This is a genomic window from Inhella inkyongensis (genome assembly GCF_005952805.1).
GTDB lineage: Bacteria > Pseudomonadota > Gammaproteobacteria > Burkholderiales > Burkholderiaceae_C > Inhella > Inhella inkyongensis.
The window spans coordinates 3,726,696-3,747,294 of record NZ_CP040709.1; the positions used below are offsets into that span (position 1 = coordinate 3,726,696).

Sequence of the window (20,599 nt, forward strand, 5' to 3'; positions counted from 1 at the left end):
AACACAGGGAGCATCCATGGCCAGCAGCCAAGGCGAGCCATCGCCTAAAGGGCGGCTCATCGCCCATAGCGCCAACAGCAGCGGGAAAGTTCACGGTCTGGCGGAGCACTTGCACAAGGTTGCCGCGCGGGCCGCCGAGTTCAGTGCCGCGTGGGGAGATCCCTGCTTTGCCCGGCTTGCCGGTGCCTGGCACGACATCGGCAAGGCACGGCCCGGCTTTCAGCGACACATCGGCCGCGACCCCGACGCCCATATCGAGGGCAAGGTGGCCGGAGCCGAGAAGACTCACTCGGCCGCCGGCGCGCTGCACGCCCAGACAGCGCTGGCGATGTGCTTGGACGCCCAGAGTGCCGAGCTCTTGGCGCGACCGCTGCAGTACCTGATTGCCGGCCACCATGCCGGTTTGGCGGACTGGCAGGCTCAAGAAGGGCGTGTCGGGCTGGCCGCGCGCTTGGCCAGCTCCAGTGCGCAGACGGAATACGCCGAGGCCACTCAAGGTTTGAAGGAGGCGGGGCAAGACGTCGCGCCGGCCCCTGACGCACAAGCCCTGGTCGCCGCAGCGCGCGCCGTCTTGGGTAGCAAGGACAAATTGGCCCGCGCGCTGGCGCTGCGCATGTTGTTCTCTGCCCTGGTGGATGCCGACTTCCTCGACACCGAGGCCCATTTCAATGACGAACAGGCTGCCCGTCGCGGCAGTTTCCAGCCCATTGCCCAGTATTCCGAACAGCTCCAGGCTCATCTGCGCGCCATGGCGGAGCGCGTCCAAGCGCAAGGCCAGGCCGAGCATCCGGTGATGCGCGCGCGCTCCGATGTGCTACAGGCCTGTCTGGCTCGCGCCGAGGAAGCGCCGGGTGTCTTCACGCTCACCGTGCCTACGGGCGGGGGGAAGACTCTGTCTTCGCTGGCCTTCGCGCTCGAACACGCGCGGCTGCACGGCCTGCGCCGCGTTGTCTACGCCATTCCCTACACCAGCATCATTGAGCAAACGGCCTCGGTGTTTGCAGACATCTTTGGCGCCGATCAGGTGATCGAACATCACAGCCAGGCCGACCGCGCACCCGAGGCCGAGTCCGGCGCGTCACGACTGGCCTGCGAGAACTGGGACGCCCCGCTGATCGTCACCACCAATGTGCAGTTCTTTGAGTCGCTGTTTGCCGCCAGCACTTCGCGCTGTCGCAAGCTGCATCGTCTGGCGGGCAGCGTCATCGTGCTGGACGAGGCCCAGATGCTGCCGCCCGCATTCCTGCAGCCCATCCTGGATGCGCTCAGGGCCCTGTTGACCCAGTACCGAATCAGCCTGGTGCTTTGCACCGCCACGCAGCCAGTGCTGACCAGCCGAGAGGCCTTCGACCCACGCCAGAGTCTGCGTGGGCTGCCGGCCCCGCAGCCCATCGTCGACCCCGTGCCGCTGTTCGCGGCCTTGCGTCGCACGCAGATCCACTGGCCCGCCGATCTGAATGCGGCGACCGAACTCCCAGCCCTGGGCGAGAGCCTGCAGCGCGAACCCAGCGCTCTTGCCATTCTCAACACGCGCGCCGATGCCATGGCGCTGGCCCAACTGCTGCCCCGCGAACCCACCTTGCATCTGAGCGCAGCCCTGTGTGGCGCGCACCGCGCCCAGGTCGTGGGCGAAATCCGTGCTCGCCTTGCGGCCGGCACGCCTCTGCATGTGATCAGCACGCAGCTGATCGAGGCCGGTGTGGATGTCGACTTCCCTGTGGTGTGGCGGGCCCTGGCGGGGCTCGACTCCATCGCCCAGGCGGCCGGTCGCTGCAACCGCGAGGGCCGGCGAGAGCGCGGCGCGGTGAATGTCTTTGTGCGCCCCATTCCAAAGCCCTTGGCCCAGCTCCGCATTGCGGCCGACACCACGCGCAGCCTGCATGCCGAGGGTCTGCCCGATGCCCTGGCCCCCGAGGCTTTCGAACGCTACTTCAAGGCCTTCTATGCGCGACAGCTGCTGGACGAAAAGCAGATCGTTGACCTGCTGGACGAGCGCAGCGGCCCCATGGAATTCAGCTTCCGCACGGCGGCCGACCGCTTCCGCCTGATCGACGATCAGGACCAGTGCGCGCTGTTGATCCCGTTGCATCGCTTGCTGCCTGGACATGAGGCGCTGGCGCCACTCATCGGAAAGCTCGAATCCGGAGCGGCCGACCGCTGGTTGCTGCGCAGCGTGCAGCGCTATGTGCTGAGTGTCCGCCAGCGCCAGGTGGATGAGTTGCTGCGTACCCGATCCGTCAAGCCCCTGGCTTGCGGCCTCTACCTCCTGGACGACGACACCCGCTATGACAGCCGCTTCGGACTCATGCCTGCGGAAAGGGCAATTGATGCAACAACCATGGTGCAGTAAGGCGCGGGAGGCCGAAGCCTCCCGCGCTTTCCAGCGGACCTATTGGCCAGAAAGTTTCAATCCACGCCCTGTGTTGAGCACCCGAATGATATGCGAATTTATCTTACTGTTGGCTAGAAAGAAGATTGATGTAGAGTTGCGCAGCCACTTCAGCTGCAGCTATGAACCATCTGTCCCATCTGCTCAGAGAGCAAAGCCTCGCGGCGCTGCTGCGCGAGCTGCGCCTCCTGCGCGGTCAGCCTTGGTATCGGTACTGCATGGCTTGGCTGATCGTTGCTGCACATAGCTCAGCGCGCGTCGGCCTGCTTTGGTTCGTAGTCCAGCAAGTGATATCAAAAAAATAGGGAGCCTCGTTGTGAATAGCTACTGCCTTCAAGTCGTCGGTGACTACGCCTGCTTCACTCGCCCCGAGATGAAGGTCGAGCGCGTCAGCTACGACGTCATCACCCCCTCGGCCGCCCGCGCGCTCTTCGAGACCATCTTGTGGAAGCCCGCAATCCGATGGCGGATCAGGCGCATCGAAGTGCTTCAGCCCATCCGTTGGATCAATCTGCGCCGCAACGAAGTCGGCGCTGTCATCTCTACCAGCAATGTGCAGCAGGCCATGAATGCCGGGGCGGGCAGCCTGGCCCTCTATGTCGAGGACGAGCGCCAGCAGCGCGCCGGCCTTTTCTTGCGCGACGTGGCCTACCGTGTGCATGCCGAATTGGATGTCCGCACCGGCGAGCCCCGTCAGAAATACGAAGAAATGTTCCAGCGCCGAGCGGGCAAGGGGCAGTGGGTGAACCAGCCCTATCTGGGTTGTCGCGAATTCGCTGCCGATGTGCGCCTGGTGGATGCCGCTGCGCCTGGGCCTGTGCCCATTCCGGAGACGCGCGACCTGGGTTGGATGCTGCACGACCTCGACTTCGGCAACTCGGCCTCGCCCCAGCCACGTTTCTTCCGTGCCCAGATGCAAGCCGGCGTGATCGAGGTGCCGGCCTTTGGGGAGGCGGCCGCATGATCCTGCAAGCCCTGACCCAGCTCTACGAGCGACGCAGCCGCGACCCGGATCCGGCCCGACGCCTGCCCGCGCCCGGCCTGGAAGACAAGGACATCCCCTTCATCGTCGAGCTGCGACCCGATGGCAGTCCGGTGCAGTTGCGGGACACCCGGCGCACCGTGGGCAAAAAGCCGCGCGCCCAAAGCTTTCTGGTGCCGCAGGGCATCAAGAAGACCTCTGGTGTGGCGGCCAACCTGCTGTGGGACACCGCCGAATACGCCCTGGGGGTCAGCGCCAAGCCCGAGGCCCCGCGCCTGCCCGAACAAAGGGCAGCCTTTCTCGCCCGTGCCCAGGCCTTGATTCCCCACGCCGATGGAGATGTGGGCCTGCAAGCGCTGCTGAGTTTTCTGCAGGCCCCTCAATTGGACCCGTTGCGCGCTGCGCCGCATTGGGACGAATTGCTGCAAGCCAATGCCTTGGTGAGCTTCGAACTGCAGGGCGATGCGGGGCAGCTGATTTGCCAGCGGCCGGCCGTACAGGCTGCGGCTCGAACGCTGGAGGCCAGCCAGACCCCGGGCGAACGAGCCCACTGCCTGGTCGAAGGGGCGCAGCGCCCTGTGGCCCGACTGCATGGCGCCATCAAAGGCGTGTGGGGGGCCCAGACTTCGGGCGCCAACATCGTGTCCTTCAACCTGGCCGCCTTCAACTCCTATGGCAAGGAGCAAGGGGCCAACGCCCCGGTGGGCGACGCGGCGGTCTTCGCCTACACCACCGCACTGAATGCCTTGCTGGATCGGGATGCACGCTCCTGTGTTCAGGTGGGAGACGCCTCGACGGTGTTCTGGGCCGAAGCCCCGCACCCCTTTGATGGCGAATTCACCCTTGCCGACCTCTTTGGCGCCAGCGACAACCCGGATCGAGGCCGCGATGCGGTGCGGGCTCTGTTCAGAGCGGTGCAGTCCGGCCAGATGCCCAAGGAAGTCGGGGCCACCCGCTTCTTTGTGCTCGGCCTCTCGCCCAACGCCGCACGCATCAGCGTGCGCTTTTGGTTGCCCGCACTGCCCTTCGCCGAACTGGCGCCACGCCTGGTGCAGCACTTTGAAGACATCCGCATGGCGCGGCGCTTTGATTCGGATCCGGAGTCACCGTCGCTGTTTCGCCTGCTGACCAGCCTGGCCGTTCTGGGCAAGGCCGACAACATCCCGCCTCGGCTGGCCGGCGAATGGATGCGCGCCATTCTGGAAGGGCGCCCCCTGCCCGCCGGCCTGCTGAACGCCGCTGTCCAGCGCTGCAAGGCCGAACGCGATGTGCCCTATCTGCGCGCCTGCGTCATCAAGGCCTGGCTCAACCGCCAGCGCCCATCCCTTCCTGACCCCCACCGTCCGCCACAAACATTCAAGGAGGCCCTGGACATGGACATCACCGAACCGGCCTACCGGCTGGGCCGGCTCTTCGCCACCCTGGAACGCATCCAGGAGCAGGCGCAGCCCGGCATCAACGCCACCATCCGCGATCGCTACTACGGCGCCGCGTCCACCACACCGGTGGCGGTCTTCACCACCTTGCTGCGGCTCAAGAACGCCCATCTGAAAAAGCTGGGCGACGGCCAGGGCGCCTACTTTGAGAAGCTGATCGGCGAGGTTCTGGCGCCCCTGGCCGAATTCCCACGCCAACTCACGCTGCCCGAGCAAGGCCAGTTCGCCCTGGGCTACTACCACCAGCGCCAAGCTTTCTTCATCAAGAAGTCCGAATCCAACACCGATCAAACCCAGGGAGATTGACCCATGAGCACCCCCATCACCGGCCGCCTCGACTTCGTCCTGCTCTTTGATGTGAAGGACGGCAACCCCAACGGCGACCCCGACGCCGGCAACATGCCCCGCATCGACGCCGAGACTGGCCACGGCCTGATGACCGATGTGGCGTTGAAACGCAAGCTGCGCAACTTCGTTCAGCTCGTCAAAGGCGCCCAACCGCCCTACGACATCTACATCAAGGAAAAGGCGGTGCTGGAGCAGACCCACCGCAAGGCCTACGAGGCCATCGGCGCCACCGATGAGCTGAATGATGAGGGTGACGCCAAGGGCAAGAAAAAACGCAAGGGCAGTGCCGATAGCGTGGACAAGGCGCGCGCCTGGATCTGCCAGAACTTCTTTGACGTGCGCAGCTTTGGTGCCGTGATGTCCACCGGCGTGAATTGCGGCCAGGTGCGCGGCCCCGTGCAGCTGACCTTCGCGCGCTCGGCCGACCCCATCGTGGCCAGCGAACACGCCATCACCCGCATGGCCGTGGCCACCCAGGCCGAGGCGGACAAGCAGGAGGGCGACAACCGCACCATGGGTCGCAAGCACACCGTGCCCTATGCCTTGTATCGCTCGCACGGCTTCGTCTCGGCCTTCCTTGCCAAGCAGACCGGCTTTTCGACCGAGGACCTGGAGCTGTTGCTGCAGGGGCTGGAGCAGATGTTTGAACACGACCGCTCGGCCGCGCGCGGCGAGATGTCCACGCGCGGGCTCTTTGTGTTCCAGCACGACAGCGAACTGGGCAACGCCCATGCGCACAGCCTGTTCGAACGGGTGAGCGTGAAGCTCAAGCCCGGTGTCACGGCCCCGCGCAGCTTTGCCGACTATGAGCTGAGCGTGGATGAGGCCAGCCTGCCTGCAGGCGTCAGGTTGTTGCGCCGCCTGGGCTGAGCGAAGTCATGGAGGCCGAGCTCATCCCCCTCTCGGCCCTCCAGCACTGGGCCTATTGCCCGCGTCAATGCGCCCTCATCCATCTGGAGCAGGCCTTTGACGACAACCTGCACACCCTGCGCGGCAACGCCTTGCATGCGCGGGTGGATCAGCCATCGCACAGGCAGGAACAAGGCCTGCGCGTGGAGCGAGCGCTACCGCTCTGGCACGACGAGCTCGGCCTGATCGGCAAGGCCGATGCGGTGGAGTTCGGCCCCGATGGATCGGCCTGCCCGGTGGAATACAAGCAGGGCTCGCGCAACAAGGCGGCGGAGATTGCCGCCTGCGATGAGCTGCAGCTGGCCGCCCAGGCCCTGTGCCTGGAGGCCATGACGGGCCGGCCGGTGCCGCTGGGAGCGCTGTTCTACGCCAGCTCCAAGCGGCGGCGCGCGGTCGCCATCACGGCCGAACTGCGCGAACGGGTGCGGCAGGCGGCCCAAGCGGTGCGCGCCATGCTGGCGGCTGGGCAATTGCCTTCGCCGCTGGAGGGCGCGGCAGCGCAGCAGCGCTGCAAGGCTTGTTCGCTGAAGGCGCGCTGCCAACCCGAGGCCGCCAGCTGCGCCGCCCTGCGCCAAGCGCGCCAGGCGTTGTTCGACCCCGATGCCCTGCTGTGAGGCCGCCTTGCACCTGCTCAACACCCTGTATCTCACCACCCCCGACAGCTATCTGCGGCTGGAAAACCAGACCCTGGCCATCGAGCACAACCACGAACTCAAGCTGCGCGTGCCCCTGCATCACCTGAGCAGCGTGGTCTGCTTTGGCCCCATCCAACTTTCCACGCCGTTGATGCACGGTCTGGCGCAGCAGGGCATCGCCCTGGTGCTGCTGAACGAGCAGGGACGATTCCAGGCCCGGCTCGAAGGCCCCATGGCGGGCAATGTGTTGCTGCGGCGGGCCCAGCACCAGGCCGGCCAGGATGGCGAACGCAGCCTGGCCCTGGCTCGCGCCTTCGTGGCGGGCAAGCTGCGCAACACGCGCAGCTTGTTGCTGCGCGGTGCACGCGAGGCCAAGACGGCCGAGGACGAGGCCGCTTTGACGCGGCAGGCGCAAAACCTTGCAGCCAGCCTGCGCGCCCTGCCCGCCAGCGCCGACCTGGATCAGTTGCGTGGCATCGAGGGCGAGGCCGCGCGCCAGTACTTCGCCGGGCTGAGCCTGCTGGTGCGGGCCGACGCCCGCGATGCCTTTCATCTGCGCGATGGCCGCACCCGCCGCCCGCCGCGCGACCGCCTCAACGCCCTGTTGTCCTTCCTCTACAGCCTGTGGATGAACGACTGCCGCAGCGCCCTGGAGGCCGTGGGCCTGGACCCTCAGGTGGGTTTCTTGCACGCCCTCAGGCCGGGCCGCGCGGCCCTGGCCTTGGACCTGATGGAGGAGTTCCGCCCCCTGGCCGAGCGCCTGGCGCTGACCTTGATCAACCGCCAGCAGCTGCGCGCCGAAGACTTCGTTCAACGCGAGGGTGGGGCGGTCAGCCTGGACCCCGAAGCCCGCAAGGCCGTGTTGGTGGCCTTTCAGGAGCGCAAGCAAGAGGCCTTGCAACACCCCCTGCTGGCCGAACCCTTGGCCCAGGGCCTGCTGCCCCTGGTGCAGGCGCGCCTGCTGGCCCGGGCCATTCGTGGTGAGGCCGATGTGGACGGCGCACCGGCCAGCTATGTTCCCTATCTGATTCGCTGAGCGAGCATGTTGGTCATCGTTTGCTATGACGTGAACACCGAGACCCGCGAGGGGCGGCGGCGCCTGCGGCGCGTCGCCAAGCTGTGCGAGGCCACTGGGCAACGCGTGCAGAAGTCGGTCTTCGAGTGCCAGATCGACCTGGCCCATATGGAAGAACTGGAGCGCAAGCTGCGGGCCGCCATGGACGAGACGCAGGACTGTCTGCGGCTCTACCGCCTGCCCGAGACCCGCGGGGCCGAAGTGCGCGAGTACGGGCGCTTCAAGGCGGTGGACTTTGAGGCCCCCTTGGTGCTCTGAAGCCAGGCCTGCGCGAACCCCCAGTGATGGCTTCTCACGCCATGGGTTCGCGTTCCGCTGCCGGCGCCGTGCTGATGCAGTGTTGCCGGCATTTCCGGGCGTTCGCACCGGGCACTTCCATCGGGGGTTCGCGCGGCACGGCAGAATTCCGCCGCTCCCACAAGCACTTGCAATGACGGAGCACCGCCCGCCTTCACCGGCGGGCGCGGATTGAAACGGCGTGGGCCTATGGCACGGTCCCGCAATCTGGGCACCGCCCGCCTTCACCGGCGGGCGCGGATTGAAACGCCCTGGCCGGCGCGACGATCCCGCCCGGCCTTGCACCGCCCGCCTTCACCGGCGGGCGCGGATTGAAACTTGGCTTGACGCTTACAGTTTGTCGCGAGTTGCGGCACCGCCCGCCTTCACCGGCGGGCGCGGATTGAAACATGTGCGGCCTTTCATGCCACGGGAACGCCGCCCGCACCGCCCGCCTTCACCGGCGGGCGCGGATTGAAACGTCAGTCTCACGCAGCCAATCGACACCACCAATGCGCACCGCCCGCCTTCACCGGCGGGCGCGGATTGAAACATCGAATGGGATTTGAGGCATGGCCGCGCGTGGCGGCACCGCCCGCCTTCACCGGCGGGCGCGGATTGAAACCTGTTGAGCCGCGCTCAGGGTCGGGGGCTGTGGTGCACCGCCCGCCTTCACCGGCGGGCGCGGATTGAAACGTTGAAGTGGTGAACAACGCCGCCAGCGGCACGGCACCGCCCGCCTTCACCGGCGGGCGCGGATTGAAACCGCGTGGCCGAGCCGCATCACGATGGGACGCCGCGCACCGCCCGCCTTCACCGGCGGGCGCGGATTGAAACTGGCTAGGATTGAGGCGGTAGGCGCTAGCTTCGGCACCGCCCGCCTTCACCGGCGGGCGCGGATTGAAACATCGAAAAGCCGAATCAATTGAGCCATAGCCCAGCACCGCCCGCCTTCACCGGCGGGCGCGGATTGAAACCACCATCAAAGGCTCTGCGGGCCGGCTGATCGGATGCACCGCCCGCCTTCACCGGCGGGCGCGGATTGAAACCTCATGGCGCCCAGGCCTCCGACAGATCCGGCACGCACCGCCCGCCTTCACCGGCGGGCGCGGATTGAAACCCGGCGCTCTTCGACGGTCTGCACGCCCACAACCTGCACCGCCCGCCTTCACCGGCGGGCGCGGATTGAAACAAGATCCCCCCGGTGATGTTGTCCACGAACTGGAACGCACCGCCCGCCTTCACCGGCGGGCGCGGATTGAAACGCCTGCTCGATGCCGAGCACTTGAGCGCCGCCGACGCACCGCCCGCCTTCACCGGCGGGCGCGGATTGAAACGTTTGATGTGGTGGACAACAGCAACCGCAGCAGCGCACCGCCCGCCTTCACCGGCGGGCGCGGATTGAAACAGCGCAGGCAAGCGCATGCACCGGATCACCCGCAGCACCGCCCGCCTTCACCGGCGGGCGCGGATTGAAACTCGATCTGGGCATCGGTGAGCTTTTGACGTCCTGAGCACCGCCCGCCTTCACCGGCGGGCGCGGATTGAAACCGCACGCCCTCCGGCGTCTGGCTGCACAGCACGGCACCGCCCGCCTTCACCGGCGGGCGCGGATTGAAACGTCTGCGTCGACGACTGTTTGTAATGGCGGCTGCGCACCGCCCGCCTTCACCGGCGGGCGCGGATTGAAACGGCCAGATGCTGGCCGATCTCGGGGGGCCAACGGGCACCGCCCGCCTTCACCGGCGGGCGCGGATTGAAACTTCGCGTTCCGTGTCGCCATCGATAACTGAGGCCCGCACCGCCCGCCTTCACCGGCGGGCGCGGATTGAAACACGGAGTGCGGGCGCGCTCAAACGCCACCTCCACGCACCGCCCGCCTTCACCGGCGGGCGCGGATTGAAACATTGTGCCAACACGCGCCGGCATCCTGGGCGGCGCACCGCCCGCCTTCACCGGCGGGCGCGGATTGAAACAACGGCACCGCCATTGCCAACCTGGCCGACAACGCGCACCGCCCGCCTTCACCGGCGGGCGCGGATTGAAACCAGCCCATCTAGTGCCTCACTTTCGGGCCAGCAGGCACCGCCCGCCTTCACCGGCGGGCGCGGATTGAAACATGCCTTCGGGCGTGCGCGCCGCGCTCGAAAAAGGCACCGCCCGCCTTCACCGGCGGGCGCGGATTGAAACTGTGATGCTGGCGCGGGACAAGGCGATCCGGGCCGCACCGCCCGCCTTCACCGGCGGGCGCGGATTGAAACAAGGACGCCCGCGACAAGCTCAAAAGCGGCCTGCGCACCGCCCGCCTTCACCGGCGGGCGCGGATTGAAACCTGCAGGGGCGCCGCAAAGCGCTCGGCCAGCTCAGCACCGCCCGCCTTCACCGGCGGGCGCGGATTGAAACGGGTGGCCGGGAATCCGTACTGGCTGACCCTGGAGCACCGCCCGCCTTCACCGGCGGGCGCGGATTGAAACTGACATGGTGAAAGCCCGCCAACTGATCGCCAAGACGCACCGCCCGCCTTCACCGGCGGGCGCGGATTGAAACTGCCAGCAGCTGGAGCACGTGGCTTTGCCGTGCGAGCACCGCCCGCCTTCACCGGCGGGCGCGGATTGAAACTTCATTGCCGGAGCGGGGATGTACTCAGCCCCGGCACCGCCCGCCTTCACCGGCGGGCGCGGATTGAAACTGGGAGGGAGCCATGCCGCACATCACCGCAGCCTTGCACCGCCCGCCTTCACCGGCGGGCGCGGATTGAAACGGCGGTGATGCTGGCCAGCCGTGCGGTGGCCAAGCACCGCCCGCCTTCACCGGCGGGCGCGGATTGAAACGGCCTGCCCCCGGGCACCGTCGAAATCGTCGGCGCACCGCCCGCCTTCACCGGCGGGCGCGGATTGAAACATCCGCTGGTCTTGGCGCCGCTACTCCTGCGGCGGCACCGCCCGCCTTCACCGGCGGGCGCGGATTGAAACTGATCGCTCAATGCGCTTGCGCTCGGCTTCAGTAGGCACCGCCCGCCTTCACCGGCGGGCGCGGATTGAAACTTCCATCAAGGCCTCGCTCTTGCTGATCCAGCTCGCACCGCCCGCCTTCACCGGCGGGCGCGGATTGAAACGCTGGGTCGCTCGCTTGAGGACTTGAAGCGCAAGCACCGCCCGCCTTCACCGGCGGGCGCGGATTGAAACCAGTGGTGAGGGCCGGGCAATGATCATCTTTCACGCACCGCCCGCCTTCACCGGCGGGCGCGGATTGAAACACGCACGAGCTGCAGGCGGTGCAGTGGATCGAAGCACCGCCCGCCTTCACCGGCGGGCGCGGATTGAAACTTCGTTCAGCAGGCCAGCGCGGCCGGCGATGACGCGCACCGCCCGCCTTCACCGGCGGGCGCGGATTGAAACTTTGGGTAACTGCCCTACGGGGTTGCCTGATCAGGCACCGCCCGCCTTCACCGGCGGGCGCGGATTGAAACCTGGAGGCCGGCAGCATGAGCGGCATTCGGCCCGGCACCGCCCGCCTTCACCGGCGGGCGCGGATTGAAACTTGGCATCGGTGGGCGGCAGGCCCACCAAGCCGCCGCACCGCCCGCCTTCACCGGCGGGCGCGGATGAAACGGATCTTGGCCACTGACGCCAAGAGCCCCAGCCTCGCAACTCCATCTCGTATTCGACGAGCTCCCACCTTCACGGCCGCACTCCCCGCACCGCCGTCGCCCGCGCTCGCACGGTGATGGCGCCGCCGCTGTCCTGCAGCCGCTGCCGCACCCGGGCCTGCAACTCGCCGCGTGTGGCCTCACTCATGGCGTCGAACATCGGCCGCAGGGTGTTGCTGGCGGCGGCGCTGTGCCAGTAGTCGTCGAAGTGCGCAAATTGGCGCTGGACCTCGATGGTGCGGACCTGCACTTGCTGCAATCCGGCCTGCTGCCACAGCGCGGCCGAGGCCTCGGGGCGGCTGATGGCGGCGCTCGGCGGCAGGCGCGGGGGCAGCCCCATCTGCTTCATCTCGGCGCCGATGTCGGCCAAGGGAAAGCCACCGTTCAAAAGGTCCCAGTGGTAGGCGGCCAGGGTGCCGCCCGGGCGCACTGCGCGCACCATCTCGGCCAAGCCGGCAGCAGGGTCGGGCACGAAGAACAGCACCAGGGCCATCAACGCGCCGTCGGCGCTGGCATCGGGCACGGGCAGGCGCTCGGCCTCGGCCCGCGCCCAGTGCACGGGCTGCCCGGGCGCGACGCGCTGGCGGGCGTAGTCCAGCTGGCCAGCGGAAGGGTCGAAGGCGCGCACCGAGGCGGGCTGGGTACGCGTCAGCAGCAGTTCAGTGAAGGCCCCATTGCCGCAGCCAATGTCCAGCCAGTGCTGCGCGGGAGCTGGAGCCAACCAGTCCAGAAACTGCTCACCGGCCAGCCGGCTCCAGTGGCCCATCAGGCGCTCGTAGGCGGCGCCGTCATCGAACTGGATGGGAGGTGGGTCGCGCAGGGGGTCGATCATGAAATTCAGCGCGGGCGAATGGTCAGCAAGCTGGAGACCGTCTTGCCATTGGCGGTCGCGCGCAGGGTCACGGTGGTTTGCTTGCGCAGGCTCTTGGCGGTGACGCCGAAGGTGGTCGACTGCTGGCCCTTGGGCACCGTGATGGAAAGCGGCAGGCTGACCAGGCTGGGGTCACTGGCGGAGAGGGTCACCGTGGTGCCCGCCGTCGACGAAAGCTGCAAGGTCGCCGTGGTGCTGGTGTTTTGCACGATGTTGCTGCTCGCCAAGCTCAATTGGGTGGGTTGGGCCGGCGCCAAGGTGGAGGTCACGGTGAGTGCGGTCTTGGTCTGGGCGCCCAGGGCGTCCGTGACGGTCAGCTGCACGTTGTAGATGCCCTCGCCGAACACCAATGCTGGGTTGCTCAGGGTGCTGCTGCGGCCATCGCCAAAGTTCCAGGCATAGCTCAGCGCACCGCCCTCGGGGTCGCTGGAACCGGCAGCGCTGAACTGCACGCTCAAGGGGGCGATGCCGCTGCTCGGGCTGGCACTGGCCTGGGCCAGCGGGGCCTGGTTGCTGACCCCGCTCTGGGCGTAGCGCTGGGCCAGCACGGCGGCGCTGCTGCCGCTGGCCGTGGGCACCAGCTGCAGCAGCGCACCGCCGTTGGCGCTGAGTGCCAGGGCCTGTTCGCTATAGCCCAGCTGCGGAGTCGAGCGCCAGAGCTCGCGGCCCGCGGCGTCCAGACGGGCCAGCACCAGGCGATCCTGCGCGCTGCCGGCCACCAGAGCCGGCGAGTTGGCCGCCACCATGACGCCGCCATCGGCCAGCCCTTGCAGCAGGCCGGTGCTGGGCACCAGGCCGTCCGCCGAGGTTTCAAAGGGGCGCGACCATTGCACGCTGCCAGCGGCCGAGATCTTGCTGAGCAGGCTGCCGCTGAGCTGGCCGTTGTTGAGGGTGCCCGAGCCCAGGACCAAGCCGCCTTGACCCTCGAAGGTGGCGTGCTGTGCCAACTGGCCGAGCGGGAAGCTGAGGCGCCAGAGTTCATTCAAGCTGGCATCGAAGCGCACCACCAGGGTCTGGCCGGCGGCGCCGCCCACCAGCGCGAACTCTCCGTTGGGGCCGCGCGCGGCGCCGATGCCCAGATCGAAGGGGTAGAGGCGGTCCACCACCAGGCCGCCGCTGGGGCTGAAGGCGCGCAGCTGGGTGATGCCGGGGCGGTCGTCGCCGATCACCGCGACCTGCCCGTTCGGCCAGACATTGAGCGCACCGGGGCGGTAGTAAAGGGCGTCACGACCGCAGTCGGCGCTCCACTGGCGTTCGCCCGCACTGCCATAGCGCACCAGCTGGCAGCCCGGTTCGTAGCGTCCGGTCGAAGTGTTCAGGCGCAGCACGCTGAAGACCACATAGGCGGCACCATTGGCGTCCGCGGCCACCATGGCCGGCCATTCGCGCGGCACGGTGCGGGCCTCGCGCCACAGCAGTTGGCCGGCGCTGTCATAACGCGCCACCAGGGTGCCGGTACGCAGGCCCTGGCTGTCGGTGAGTTCACCCACCACCCAGCTGTTGCCATTGCCGTCGCTGGCATGGGCGCTGACGCGCCCTTGGTCGCCATTGAACAAGGGGCGGCTCCACACCAGGGTGCGGGCGGCGTTGAATTTGTTCAAGCTGCCGCTGCTGCCCCCGCCCGCACTCACGCTGTAGACATTGGACTGCGCATCCACCCAGTTGCCGCTGGGGCGGGCGCTGGGGTTGTTGAGGTTCAGAGTCCAGTCGGGCGCGGTCTGGGCCTGGGCCCAAAGCGGCGCCAGAGCACTCAGAAGTACCAGTCCGCCGCGCAGCGGGGTGAGGGAGAGACGGAAGGACATGGGGGCAGTGATCAGAGGAAGAAGAAGGGGTGACTCAGGGGCAGGCCCTGGCCAAGGCGGGGATCTTGCGGGGCTTAGGGCGCAGCTGCCGAGGGTCATCCCCGCGAACGTGGGAGACGCAGAGCGTTGCTCATTGCAAGTTCAGCTGGCTCACCGCCAGGGTGGGTCTGGTCGTGCGAGGCGGGTTCATGGGGGGACTCTCAGGCCACAGCGGAGCTGCAACGCCGGCGATGCTAGGCAATCTGGCGTGGCGGCTCCAGTGCGGAAGGGACGAATCACCCTTTCAGCGGTGCCAACGCCATGCACAGCCGATCGAATGGGGCAACGCACGAGCCAAAGAGCGTGGAGAGGAGTCTTCTGGCGCTGCGTTGCCTACACAAAAGGGCAAAGGCTCCTAGGCCAACTCCCTAGGCAATGCCACGGAGCCGCCTCGCAGAATTGCAGCGTGACTGGCGGGAGGTTCCGTGGACAAGACCTGGCTCAAACATTACTCACCTGGCGTTCCGGCTGAAATTGATGCCGGGCGCTATGGCAATTTGATCGATCTGATCGAGACCGCGTTCAAGAACCACGCGACCAAGCCGGCCTACAAGATGATGGGCGCGAGCAAGAGCTTTGCGCAGATCGATGAGGCCTCGAAAGCGCTGGCGGCCTATCTGCAGAGCCTCGGCCTGGCCCCGGGCGACCGCGTGGCGCTGATGATGCCCAATGTCTTCCAGTACCCGGTGGCCATGGCCGCCGTGTTGCGCGCGGGCTTTGTGGCGGTGAATGTGAACCCGCTCTACACGCCGCGCGAGCTGGAGCATCAGCTCAAGGACAGTGGAGCCAAGGCCATCGTCATCGTCGAGAACTTCCTGCCCACGCTGAAGGAAGTGTTCGACAAAGTGCCCACCCAGCATGTGGTGCTGGCGGCCATCGGCGACATGTTTGGCTTCCTCAAGGGCAGCCTGATCAACTATGTGGTGCGCAAGAAGAACCAGATCCAGGCCCTGCAGCTGCCGGGCATGGTGCGCTTCAACGAGGCCCTGTCGCACGGTCGCTCGCTGCCCTACACGCGGCCCGAGGTGCGCGGCGATGACATCGCGCTGCTGCAATACACCGGCGGCACCACCGGCGTGAGCAAGGGCGCGGTGCTGCTGCATCGCAATGTGGTGGCCAATGTGCTGCAGTGCGAGGCTTGGTATCAGCCGGCGCTGCAAAAGGTCGCGGCCGGTGAGTCGGTGCATACGGTGTGCGCGCTGCCGCTCTATCACATCTTCGGCTTCACCGCGAACCTGATGCTGTCGATGCACATGGGTGGGGTGAACGTCCTGATCCCGAACCCGCGCGACATCCCGGCGGTGTTCAAGGAGCTGAGCCAACACAAGATCCACAGCTTCCCGGCGGTGAACACCTTGTTCAACGCCATGGCCAACCATGCCGATTTCAACAGCGTGGACTGGAGCCATCTGGTGATCTGCGTGGGCGGCGGCATGGCGGTGCAGCAGGCCACGGCCAAGCTGTGGCTGGAAAAGACGGGCTGCCCGATCTGCGAAGGCTATGGCCTGTCTGAGACCGCGCCCGTGGCCACCTGCAACCCCACCGACAGCACGGCCTACACCGGCACCATCGGCCTGCCCGTGCCCAGCACCGAGCTCAAGCTGCTGGACGACGAAGGCTTTGAGGTGGCCGCCCCGGGCCCAGGCGAGATCGCCATCAAGGGCCCGCAGGTCATGGCCGGCTATTGGCAGCGCCCCGACGAAACCGCCAAGGTGATGACGCCCGACGGCTTTTTCCGCACCGGCGATGTGGGCATGGTGGACGAGCGCGGCTTTTTCAAGATCGTGGACCGCAAGAAGGACATGATCTTGGTCAGCGGCTTCAATGTCTACCCCAATGAGATCGAGGACGTGCTGGCCAGCATGCCCGGCATCCTGGAGTGCGCTGCAGTCGGTGTGCCCGACGAGAAAGCGGGCGAGGCGGTCAAGGTCGTGATCGTCAAGAAGGACGACTCGATCACCGAGACCCAGGTACGAGCCTATTGCGAGGCCAATCTGACCGGCTACAAGCGGCCCAAGGTGGTGGAGTTCCGCTCCGAGTTGCCGAAGACGCCGGTGGGCAAGATCCTCAGACGCGAGTTGCGCGACAAGCCCAAGGCGTAAGAGGCTGTCGTGCTGGGGGCGTGCCTGCAGCCCTCTGCGCGATGATGCAAGGCCGGCCTGTAGGCCGGCCTTTTTACTTTCACCATGAACGCCCGCTTTTTTGTTGACCTGCCTTTAGGACCTGCCGGCCAGGAACTCGATCTGCCCGCCGGCGCCGCCCGCCATGTACAGGTGCTGCGCGCCCAACCCGGCGATGTGCTGACCTTGTTTGACGGTCGGGCGGACCTGGCTTGGCAGGCCGAGGTGCTGCTGATGGGCCGCGCCCAGGTGCGTGTGCGCCTGCTGAGCTTTCAGGCCATCGAGCGCGAACTGCCGCGACCGCTGCATCTGGCGCTGGTGATGCCGGCCAATGACCGCATGGACTTTCTGGTGGAGAAAGCCACCGAACTGGGCGTGACCTCCATCCAACCCCTGATGAGCGAGCGCTCGGTGCTGCGCCTGAGTGGCGAGCGCGCCGAGAAAAAGCGCGCTCATTGGCAGGGCGTGGCGCAGGCCGCCGCCGAGCAATGCGGGCGGGTGCGGGTGCCGTCGATTGCGGCGGTTCAAGCCCTGTCCGCCTGGCTCAACAGCTTGGGGCCGGCCGAGGGTTCGCTGCGCCGACTGCTGCTCAGCCCCCAGGCCCAGGGCCTGCAAGCGGCCGAGGGGGCCGAAGGCGTGCTCAGCCTCTCTGGGCCTGAGGGCGGCCTGAGCCCGGCCGAAGAGGCGCTCGCGCAGGCGGCGGGCTTCGCCCCCATCGGCCTGGGTCCGCGCATCCTGCGCGCAGACACCGCGCCACTGGCCTTACTCGCTTGGTGGGGTCTGCGCTGAGGCGACACGCGCCTGCAGCAGGCGCACCACCAGCCAGCCGCTGAGCGGCACCCCCAGCAGGCCGCCGGCCATCATCCAGTGCGGGTGGGGAATGGCGAGCAGATTGGCGCCAGTGGCCAACCAAATGACGCCGGCCACGCCCAAGCCCACCGAACGGGCGTGAGGCTGGCCGGCCAGACGAAAGCCAATCCAGGCCCCCGAAGCAGCACCGGCGCACCAGGCCAGCACCACCGAGGCCAAAGCCCCCAGGGGGGCCTTGGCCATTAAAGCCGCCATGACTTGAGGATCACGCAGATTGAGGCCATCGGCCGCCGGCAGCGGCCAGACCTTGTGGCCCAAGGTTTCGATCAGGGCAATGATCATCACGGCCGTCATCAGACCGGCAAGCAGGCCCAGGAGGGCACGGAAGGCGGGTTTCATGCCGTGTCCTTATTGCGGTTGGAGCCCGCCACCAGATCGAAGCGGAACAGCCGGCACTCGATAGGGCCGTTCCACATCGGCACCTTGCGGCTTTCTTTGAGGCGCATGCGCTTGGGCAGGTCGCGGTCGGGCGTCAGCATCCAGGCGCTCCAGGGGTTGCCGCCGGTGTATTGGCGCTTCCAGTGCGCAGCCAGGCGGGGGAAGAAGTCGCTTTCTTCGGTCTGTTCGCGCGCTGAGCGCTCCGTGTCCTCCGCCCCGGCCTTGCCGCGCACGGCAATGCGTTCGCCGTAGGGGGGATTCAGCATCAGGGTGCCGGCCATGCCTTCAGGCAAGTCCGGCGCGGGGCGCTCCAGCGCGTCGCCGCCCTGGAAACGGATGGCGTGCGCCACGCCGGCGCGCTCGGCATTGCGGCGCGCGAAGTCGACCATGCGGAAGGCCACATCGCTGGCAAAGATGGGCACGGCGGGCGCATGGACAGCGTCGCGGGCGGCCTGGGTCAGGCGCTGCCAGTCCGGGTAGAGCTCGGCATAGGGCCGCTGGTGCGCGAAGGCGAAGTCGCGCTGCAGGCCGGGCGCCATGCCGCAGGCGATCAGGGCGGCCTCGATGGCGATGGTGCCGCTGCCGCAGCAGGGGTCGTTCAGCGCCCCGCCGCTCTCGGGCGTGCCGCGCCAGCCGGCGGCGGCCAGCATGGCGGCGGCCAGGGTTTCCTTCAAGGGCGCATCGCCCTTGTCAAAGCGCCAGCCGCGCTTGAACAGCGGCGCACCGCTGCTGTCCGCATACAAGGTGGCGTGCTCGGCTTCCAGGTGCAGCAGGATGGGCAGGTCGGGGTCGCGGGTGTCCACACTGGGGCGCTCGCCCTGGGTGTCGCGAATCTGGTCGCACAGGGCGTCCTTCACTTTGAGCGCGGCGAAGTGCAGGCTCTTGAGCGGGCTTTGGCGCGCCGTGCAATCCACCTTGAAGCGATGCTCGGGGGTCAGCCAGGCGTTCCAGTCCACCTTCCAGGCCAGGGTGTAGAGATCGGCCTCATCGCGATACGGGCCCTGCACCAGTTCCACCAGCACGCGGGTGGCCAGGCGGCTGTGCAGATTGAGCTTCATGGCATCCACCAGGCTGGCGCGGGGCAGCCGCACCCCGCCGCGTGCGGTCTCGGCCTTCAGGCCCAGGGCCTGCACTTCTTCGAGCAGCAGGGGCTCGACCCCGCTGGGGCAGGGCAAGAACAGAGCAAATTGCGACATGGATTGGCCTTCGGGTGTGCGGCCCTTGTTGCAGGGCTCTCGTTGATCAAGCGGTCACCGCGGAACCGGCTTTGCCGGGCCGCTGGTGACGCCCCCCGGGGGGAGGCGCGAAGCGCTTCGGGGGGGACTGTGAGGTCATTCTTTTCGTAGAGGGGCGGTGGGGATCTTCATCCCCTCGCGGTACTTGGCCACGGTGCGACGGGCGCATTGGATGCCCTGCTCTTCCAGCATGGCGGCCAGCGCCGAGTCGGACAGCGGCTTCTTCTTGCTTTCGGCGTCGATGAATTGGCGGATCAGCGCCCGCACGGCGGTGCTGCTGGCCTCGCCGCCAGCCTCGGTATTCAGACCGGAGCCGAAGAAATACTTCAGCTCGAAGGTGCCGTGCGGCGTGGCCATGTATTTGGCGGTGGTGACGCGCGAGATGGTGGACTCGTGCAGGCCAAGCTCTTCGGCGATCTCGCGCAGCACCAAGGGGCGCATGGCCAGCTCGCCATGGTTGAAGAAGCCGTCCTGGCGCTCGACGATAGCCTGCGAGACACGCTGGATGGTGTCGAAGCGTTGCTGGATGTTCTTGATGAACCAGCGCGCCTCCTGCAGCGGCCCGGCCAGGCTGGAGCCGCGATGATTCTTCAGCAGCCGCGCATACAACTCGTTGACGCGCAGCTTGGGGCAGACCTCGGGGTTGATCTGCGCCACCCACTGCCGCCCCTGGCGGCGCACGATCACATCGGGCACCACCGGGGTGTTGTCGCTCTCGCCAAAGGCGCGCCCGGGCTTGGGTTCCAGGCGGGCGATCAAGGCCAGGGCCAGGCGCAACTGGGGCTCGTCGCTGTGCGTCAGCAGGGCCAGGCGACGCCAGTCGCGCCGGGCAAGCAACTCCAGGTGCTTGGCGCACACCTTGGTGGCCAATTCGCACTGCGGGTGCGCCGCCTGTTCGCGCAGCTGCAGCAGCAAGCACTCGCTGAGGTCGCGCGCGCCCACGCCGGCGGGGTCCAGGCTTTGCACCAAGGCCAGGGCCATGCGCAGGCTATCCAGCAACTCCTCGCGCGGCTCGGTGTGCTTGGCGGCCAAATCGTCAGCCAGGGCCTCCAGTTCGTCGGCCAAATAGCCATCGGCGTTCAAGCTACCGATCAGCAACAACACGGCATCGCGATCCAGGTCACTCAGCGCATGGCCGATCAGCTGTCCAAGCAAATGCTCGGTCAGGCTGGTGGCTGCACTCTGGGCCTCGCCGCGAGGGCTCTCGTCGTCATCAACCGCGTTGCCCAGCGCCGGCAGCTCACGGATGCCATCGAAATCGTCGCCTTCGGTGCCGTTGGCCCAGTCCTCGTGCTCGGTCGTACCGAAGTCGTCGGCCTGCAGTTCTCGCACCTCGTCACCGCCCTCACCCGCGGCCTCGATGCGCTCCTCGCGGGTCTCGGCCACGACCTGGGACACGCTATCGGCCCCCGGCAGCGGCAGGTCCTCATCGGCGTCCAGCTCCAGCAGGGGGTTGCTGTCGAGCATCTGCTCGACCTCCTGCTGCAGCTCCAGCGTGGAGAGCTGCAGCAGCCGGATGGATTGCTGCAGTTGCGGGGTCAGCGCCAGGTGCTGACTCTGGCGTAGCTGAAGGCTGGGCTTCACG

Annotated in this window: 15 protein-coding genes and 1 CRISPR repeat array; of the genes, 10 read left to right on the forward strand and 5 right to left on the reverse strand. The window is 67.4% G+C overall.

Annotation, left to right across the window (positions count from 1 at the left end; translation table 11 throughout):
• Nucleotides 1-16 precede the first annotated feature (16 nt).
• The 8 genes from FF090_RS17540 (at nt 17) to cas2 (ending at nt 8,032) form a co-directional block, all read left to right on the forward strand.
• The gene (locus FF090_RS17540; protein WP_138857961.1) at nt 17-2,350 is read left to right on the forward strand and encodes a CRISPR-associated endonuclease Cas3''; all 2,334 of its coding nucleotides are present in this window, start codon (nt 17-19) and stop codon (nt 2,348-2,350) included.
• A 161-nt stretch (nt 2,351-2,511) separates the two neighbouring features.
• Nucleotides 2,512-2,694, forward strand: a complete 183-nt coding sequence (locus FF090_RS17545) for a hypothetical protein (protein WP_138857962.1) — start codon at nt 2,512-2,514, stop codon at nt 2,692-2,694.
• Between the two features lie 11 nt (nt 2,695-2,705).
• On the forward strand, nt 2,706-3,353 hold the full coding sequence (gene cas5c / locus FF090_RS17550; protein WP_138857963.1) for a type I-C CRISPR-associated protein Cas5c: 648 nt from the start codon (nt 2,706-2,708) through the stop codon (nt 3,351-3,353).
• The gene (gene cas8c / locus FF090_RS17555; protein ID WP_138857964.1) at nt 3,350-5,113 is read left to right on the forward strand and encodes a type I-C CRISPR-associated protein Cas8c/Csd1; all 1,764 of its coding nucleotides are present in this window, start codon (nt 3,350-3,352) and stop codon (nt 5,111-5,113) included. Before cas5c ends, cas8c begins: the two co-directional genes overlap by 4 nt.
• Before the next feature lie 3 nt (nt 5,114-5,116).
• Entirely contained in the window at nt 5,117-6,025 is a 909-nt protein-coding gene (gene cas7c, locus FF090_RS17560) for a type I-C CRISPR-associated protein Cas7/Csd2 (RefSeq protein ID WP_138857965.1), read from the forward strand.
• Between the two features lie 8 nt (nt 6,026-6,033).
• A complete protein-coding gene (gene cas4, locus FF090_RS17565) occupies nt 6,034-6,678 on the forward strand; it encodes a CRISPR-associated protein Cas4 (RefSeq protein ID WP_138857966.1) in 645 nt (214 codons plus the stop codon).
• A 7-nt stretch (nt 6,679-6,685) separates the two neighbouring features.
• Nucleotides 6,686-7,735, forward strand: a complete 1,050-nt coding sequence (cas1c, locus tag FF090_RS17570; protein ID WP_138857967.1) for a type I-C CRISPR-associated endonuclease Cas1c — start codon at nt 6,686-6,688, stop codon at nt 7,733-7,735.
• Nucleotides 7,736-7,741: 6 nt separating this feature from the next.
• The gene (cas2, locus tag FF090_RS17575; RefSeq protein ID WP_138857968.1) at nt 7,742-8,032 is read left to right on the forward strand and encodes a CRISPR-associated endonuclease Cas2; all 291 of its coding nucleotides are present in this window, start codon (nt 7,742-7,744) and stop codon (nt 8,030-8,032) included.
• A 180-nt stretch (nt 8,033-8,212) separates the two neighbouring features.
• Nucleotides 8,213-11,662: a CRISPR direct-repeat array (repeat unit 37 nt; unit sequence GCACCGCCCGCCTTCACCGGCGGGCGCGGATTGAAAC).
• 68 nt (nt 11,663-11,730) lie between these two features.
• Here cas2 and FF090_RS17580 read toward each other — a convergent pair.
• On the reverse strand, nt 11,731-12,531 hold the full coding sequence (locus FF090_RS17580; protein WP_138857969.1) for a class I SAM-dependent methyltransferase: 801 nt from the start codon (nt 12,529-12,531) through the stop codon (nt 11,731-11,733).
• 5 nt (nt 12,532-12,536) lie between these two features.
• Entirely contained in the window at nt 12,537-14,372 is a 1,836-nt protein-coding gene (locus FF090_RS19430) for a PKD domain-containing protein (RefSeq protein ID WP_217502997.1), read from the reverse strand.
• A gap of 464 nt (nt 14,373-14,836) precedes the next feature.
• Between FF090_RS19430 and FF090_RS17590 the strand changes: the two genes are divergently transcribed.
• Entirely contained in the window at nt 14,837-16,513 is a 1,677-nt protein-coding gene (locus tag FF090_RS17590; protein ID WP_175423705.1) for a long-chain-fatty-acid--CoA ligase, read from the forward strand.
• An 84-nt stretch (nt 16,514-16,597) separates the two neighbouring features.
• Nucleotides 16,598-17,320, forward strand: coding sequence for a 16S rRNA (uracil(1498)-N(3))-methyltransferase (locus FF090_RS17595; RefSeq protein WP_138857971.1), 723 nt, complete (start codon nt 16,598-16,600; stop codon nt 17,318-17,320).
• Here FF090_RS17595 and FF090_RS17600 read toward each other — a convergent pair.
• The 3 genes from FF090_RS17600 to FF090_RS17610 all read right to left on the reverse strand — a co-directional run bounded on the left by FF090_RS17600 (nt 17,294) and on the right by FF090_RS17610 (nt 20,598).
• Nucleotides 17,294-17,740 (reverse strand): hypothetical protein, encoded by a 447-nt coding sequence (locus tag FF090_RS17600; RefSeq protein ID WP_138857972.1) that lies wholly within the window; start codon nt 17,738-17,740, stop codon nt 17,294-17,296. The genes FF090_RS17595 and FF090_RS17600 overlap by 27 nt on opposite strands.
• Nucleotides 17,737-18,975, reverse strand: coding sequence for a THUMP domain-containing class I SAM-dependent RNA methyltransferase (locus FF090_RS17605; RefSeq protein ID WP_138857973.1), 1,239 nt, complete (start codon nt 18,973-18,975; stop codon nt 17,737-17,739). The genes FF090_RS17600 and FF090_RS17605 overlap by 4 nt, the downstream gene beginning before the upstream one ends.
• A 135-nt stretch (nt 18,976-19,110) precedes the next feature.
• Entirely contained in the window at nt 19,111-20,598 is a 1,488-nt protein-coding gene (locus tag FF090_RS17610) for an RNA polymerase factor sigma-54 (RefSeq protein WP_138857974.1), read from the reverse strand.
• Nucleotide 20,599: the final 1 nt, after the last annotated feature.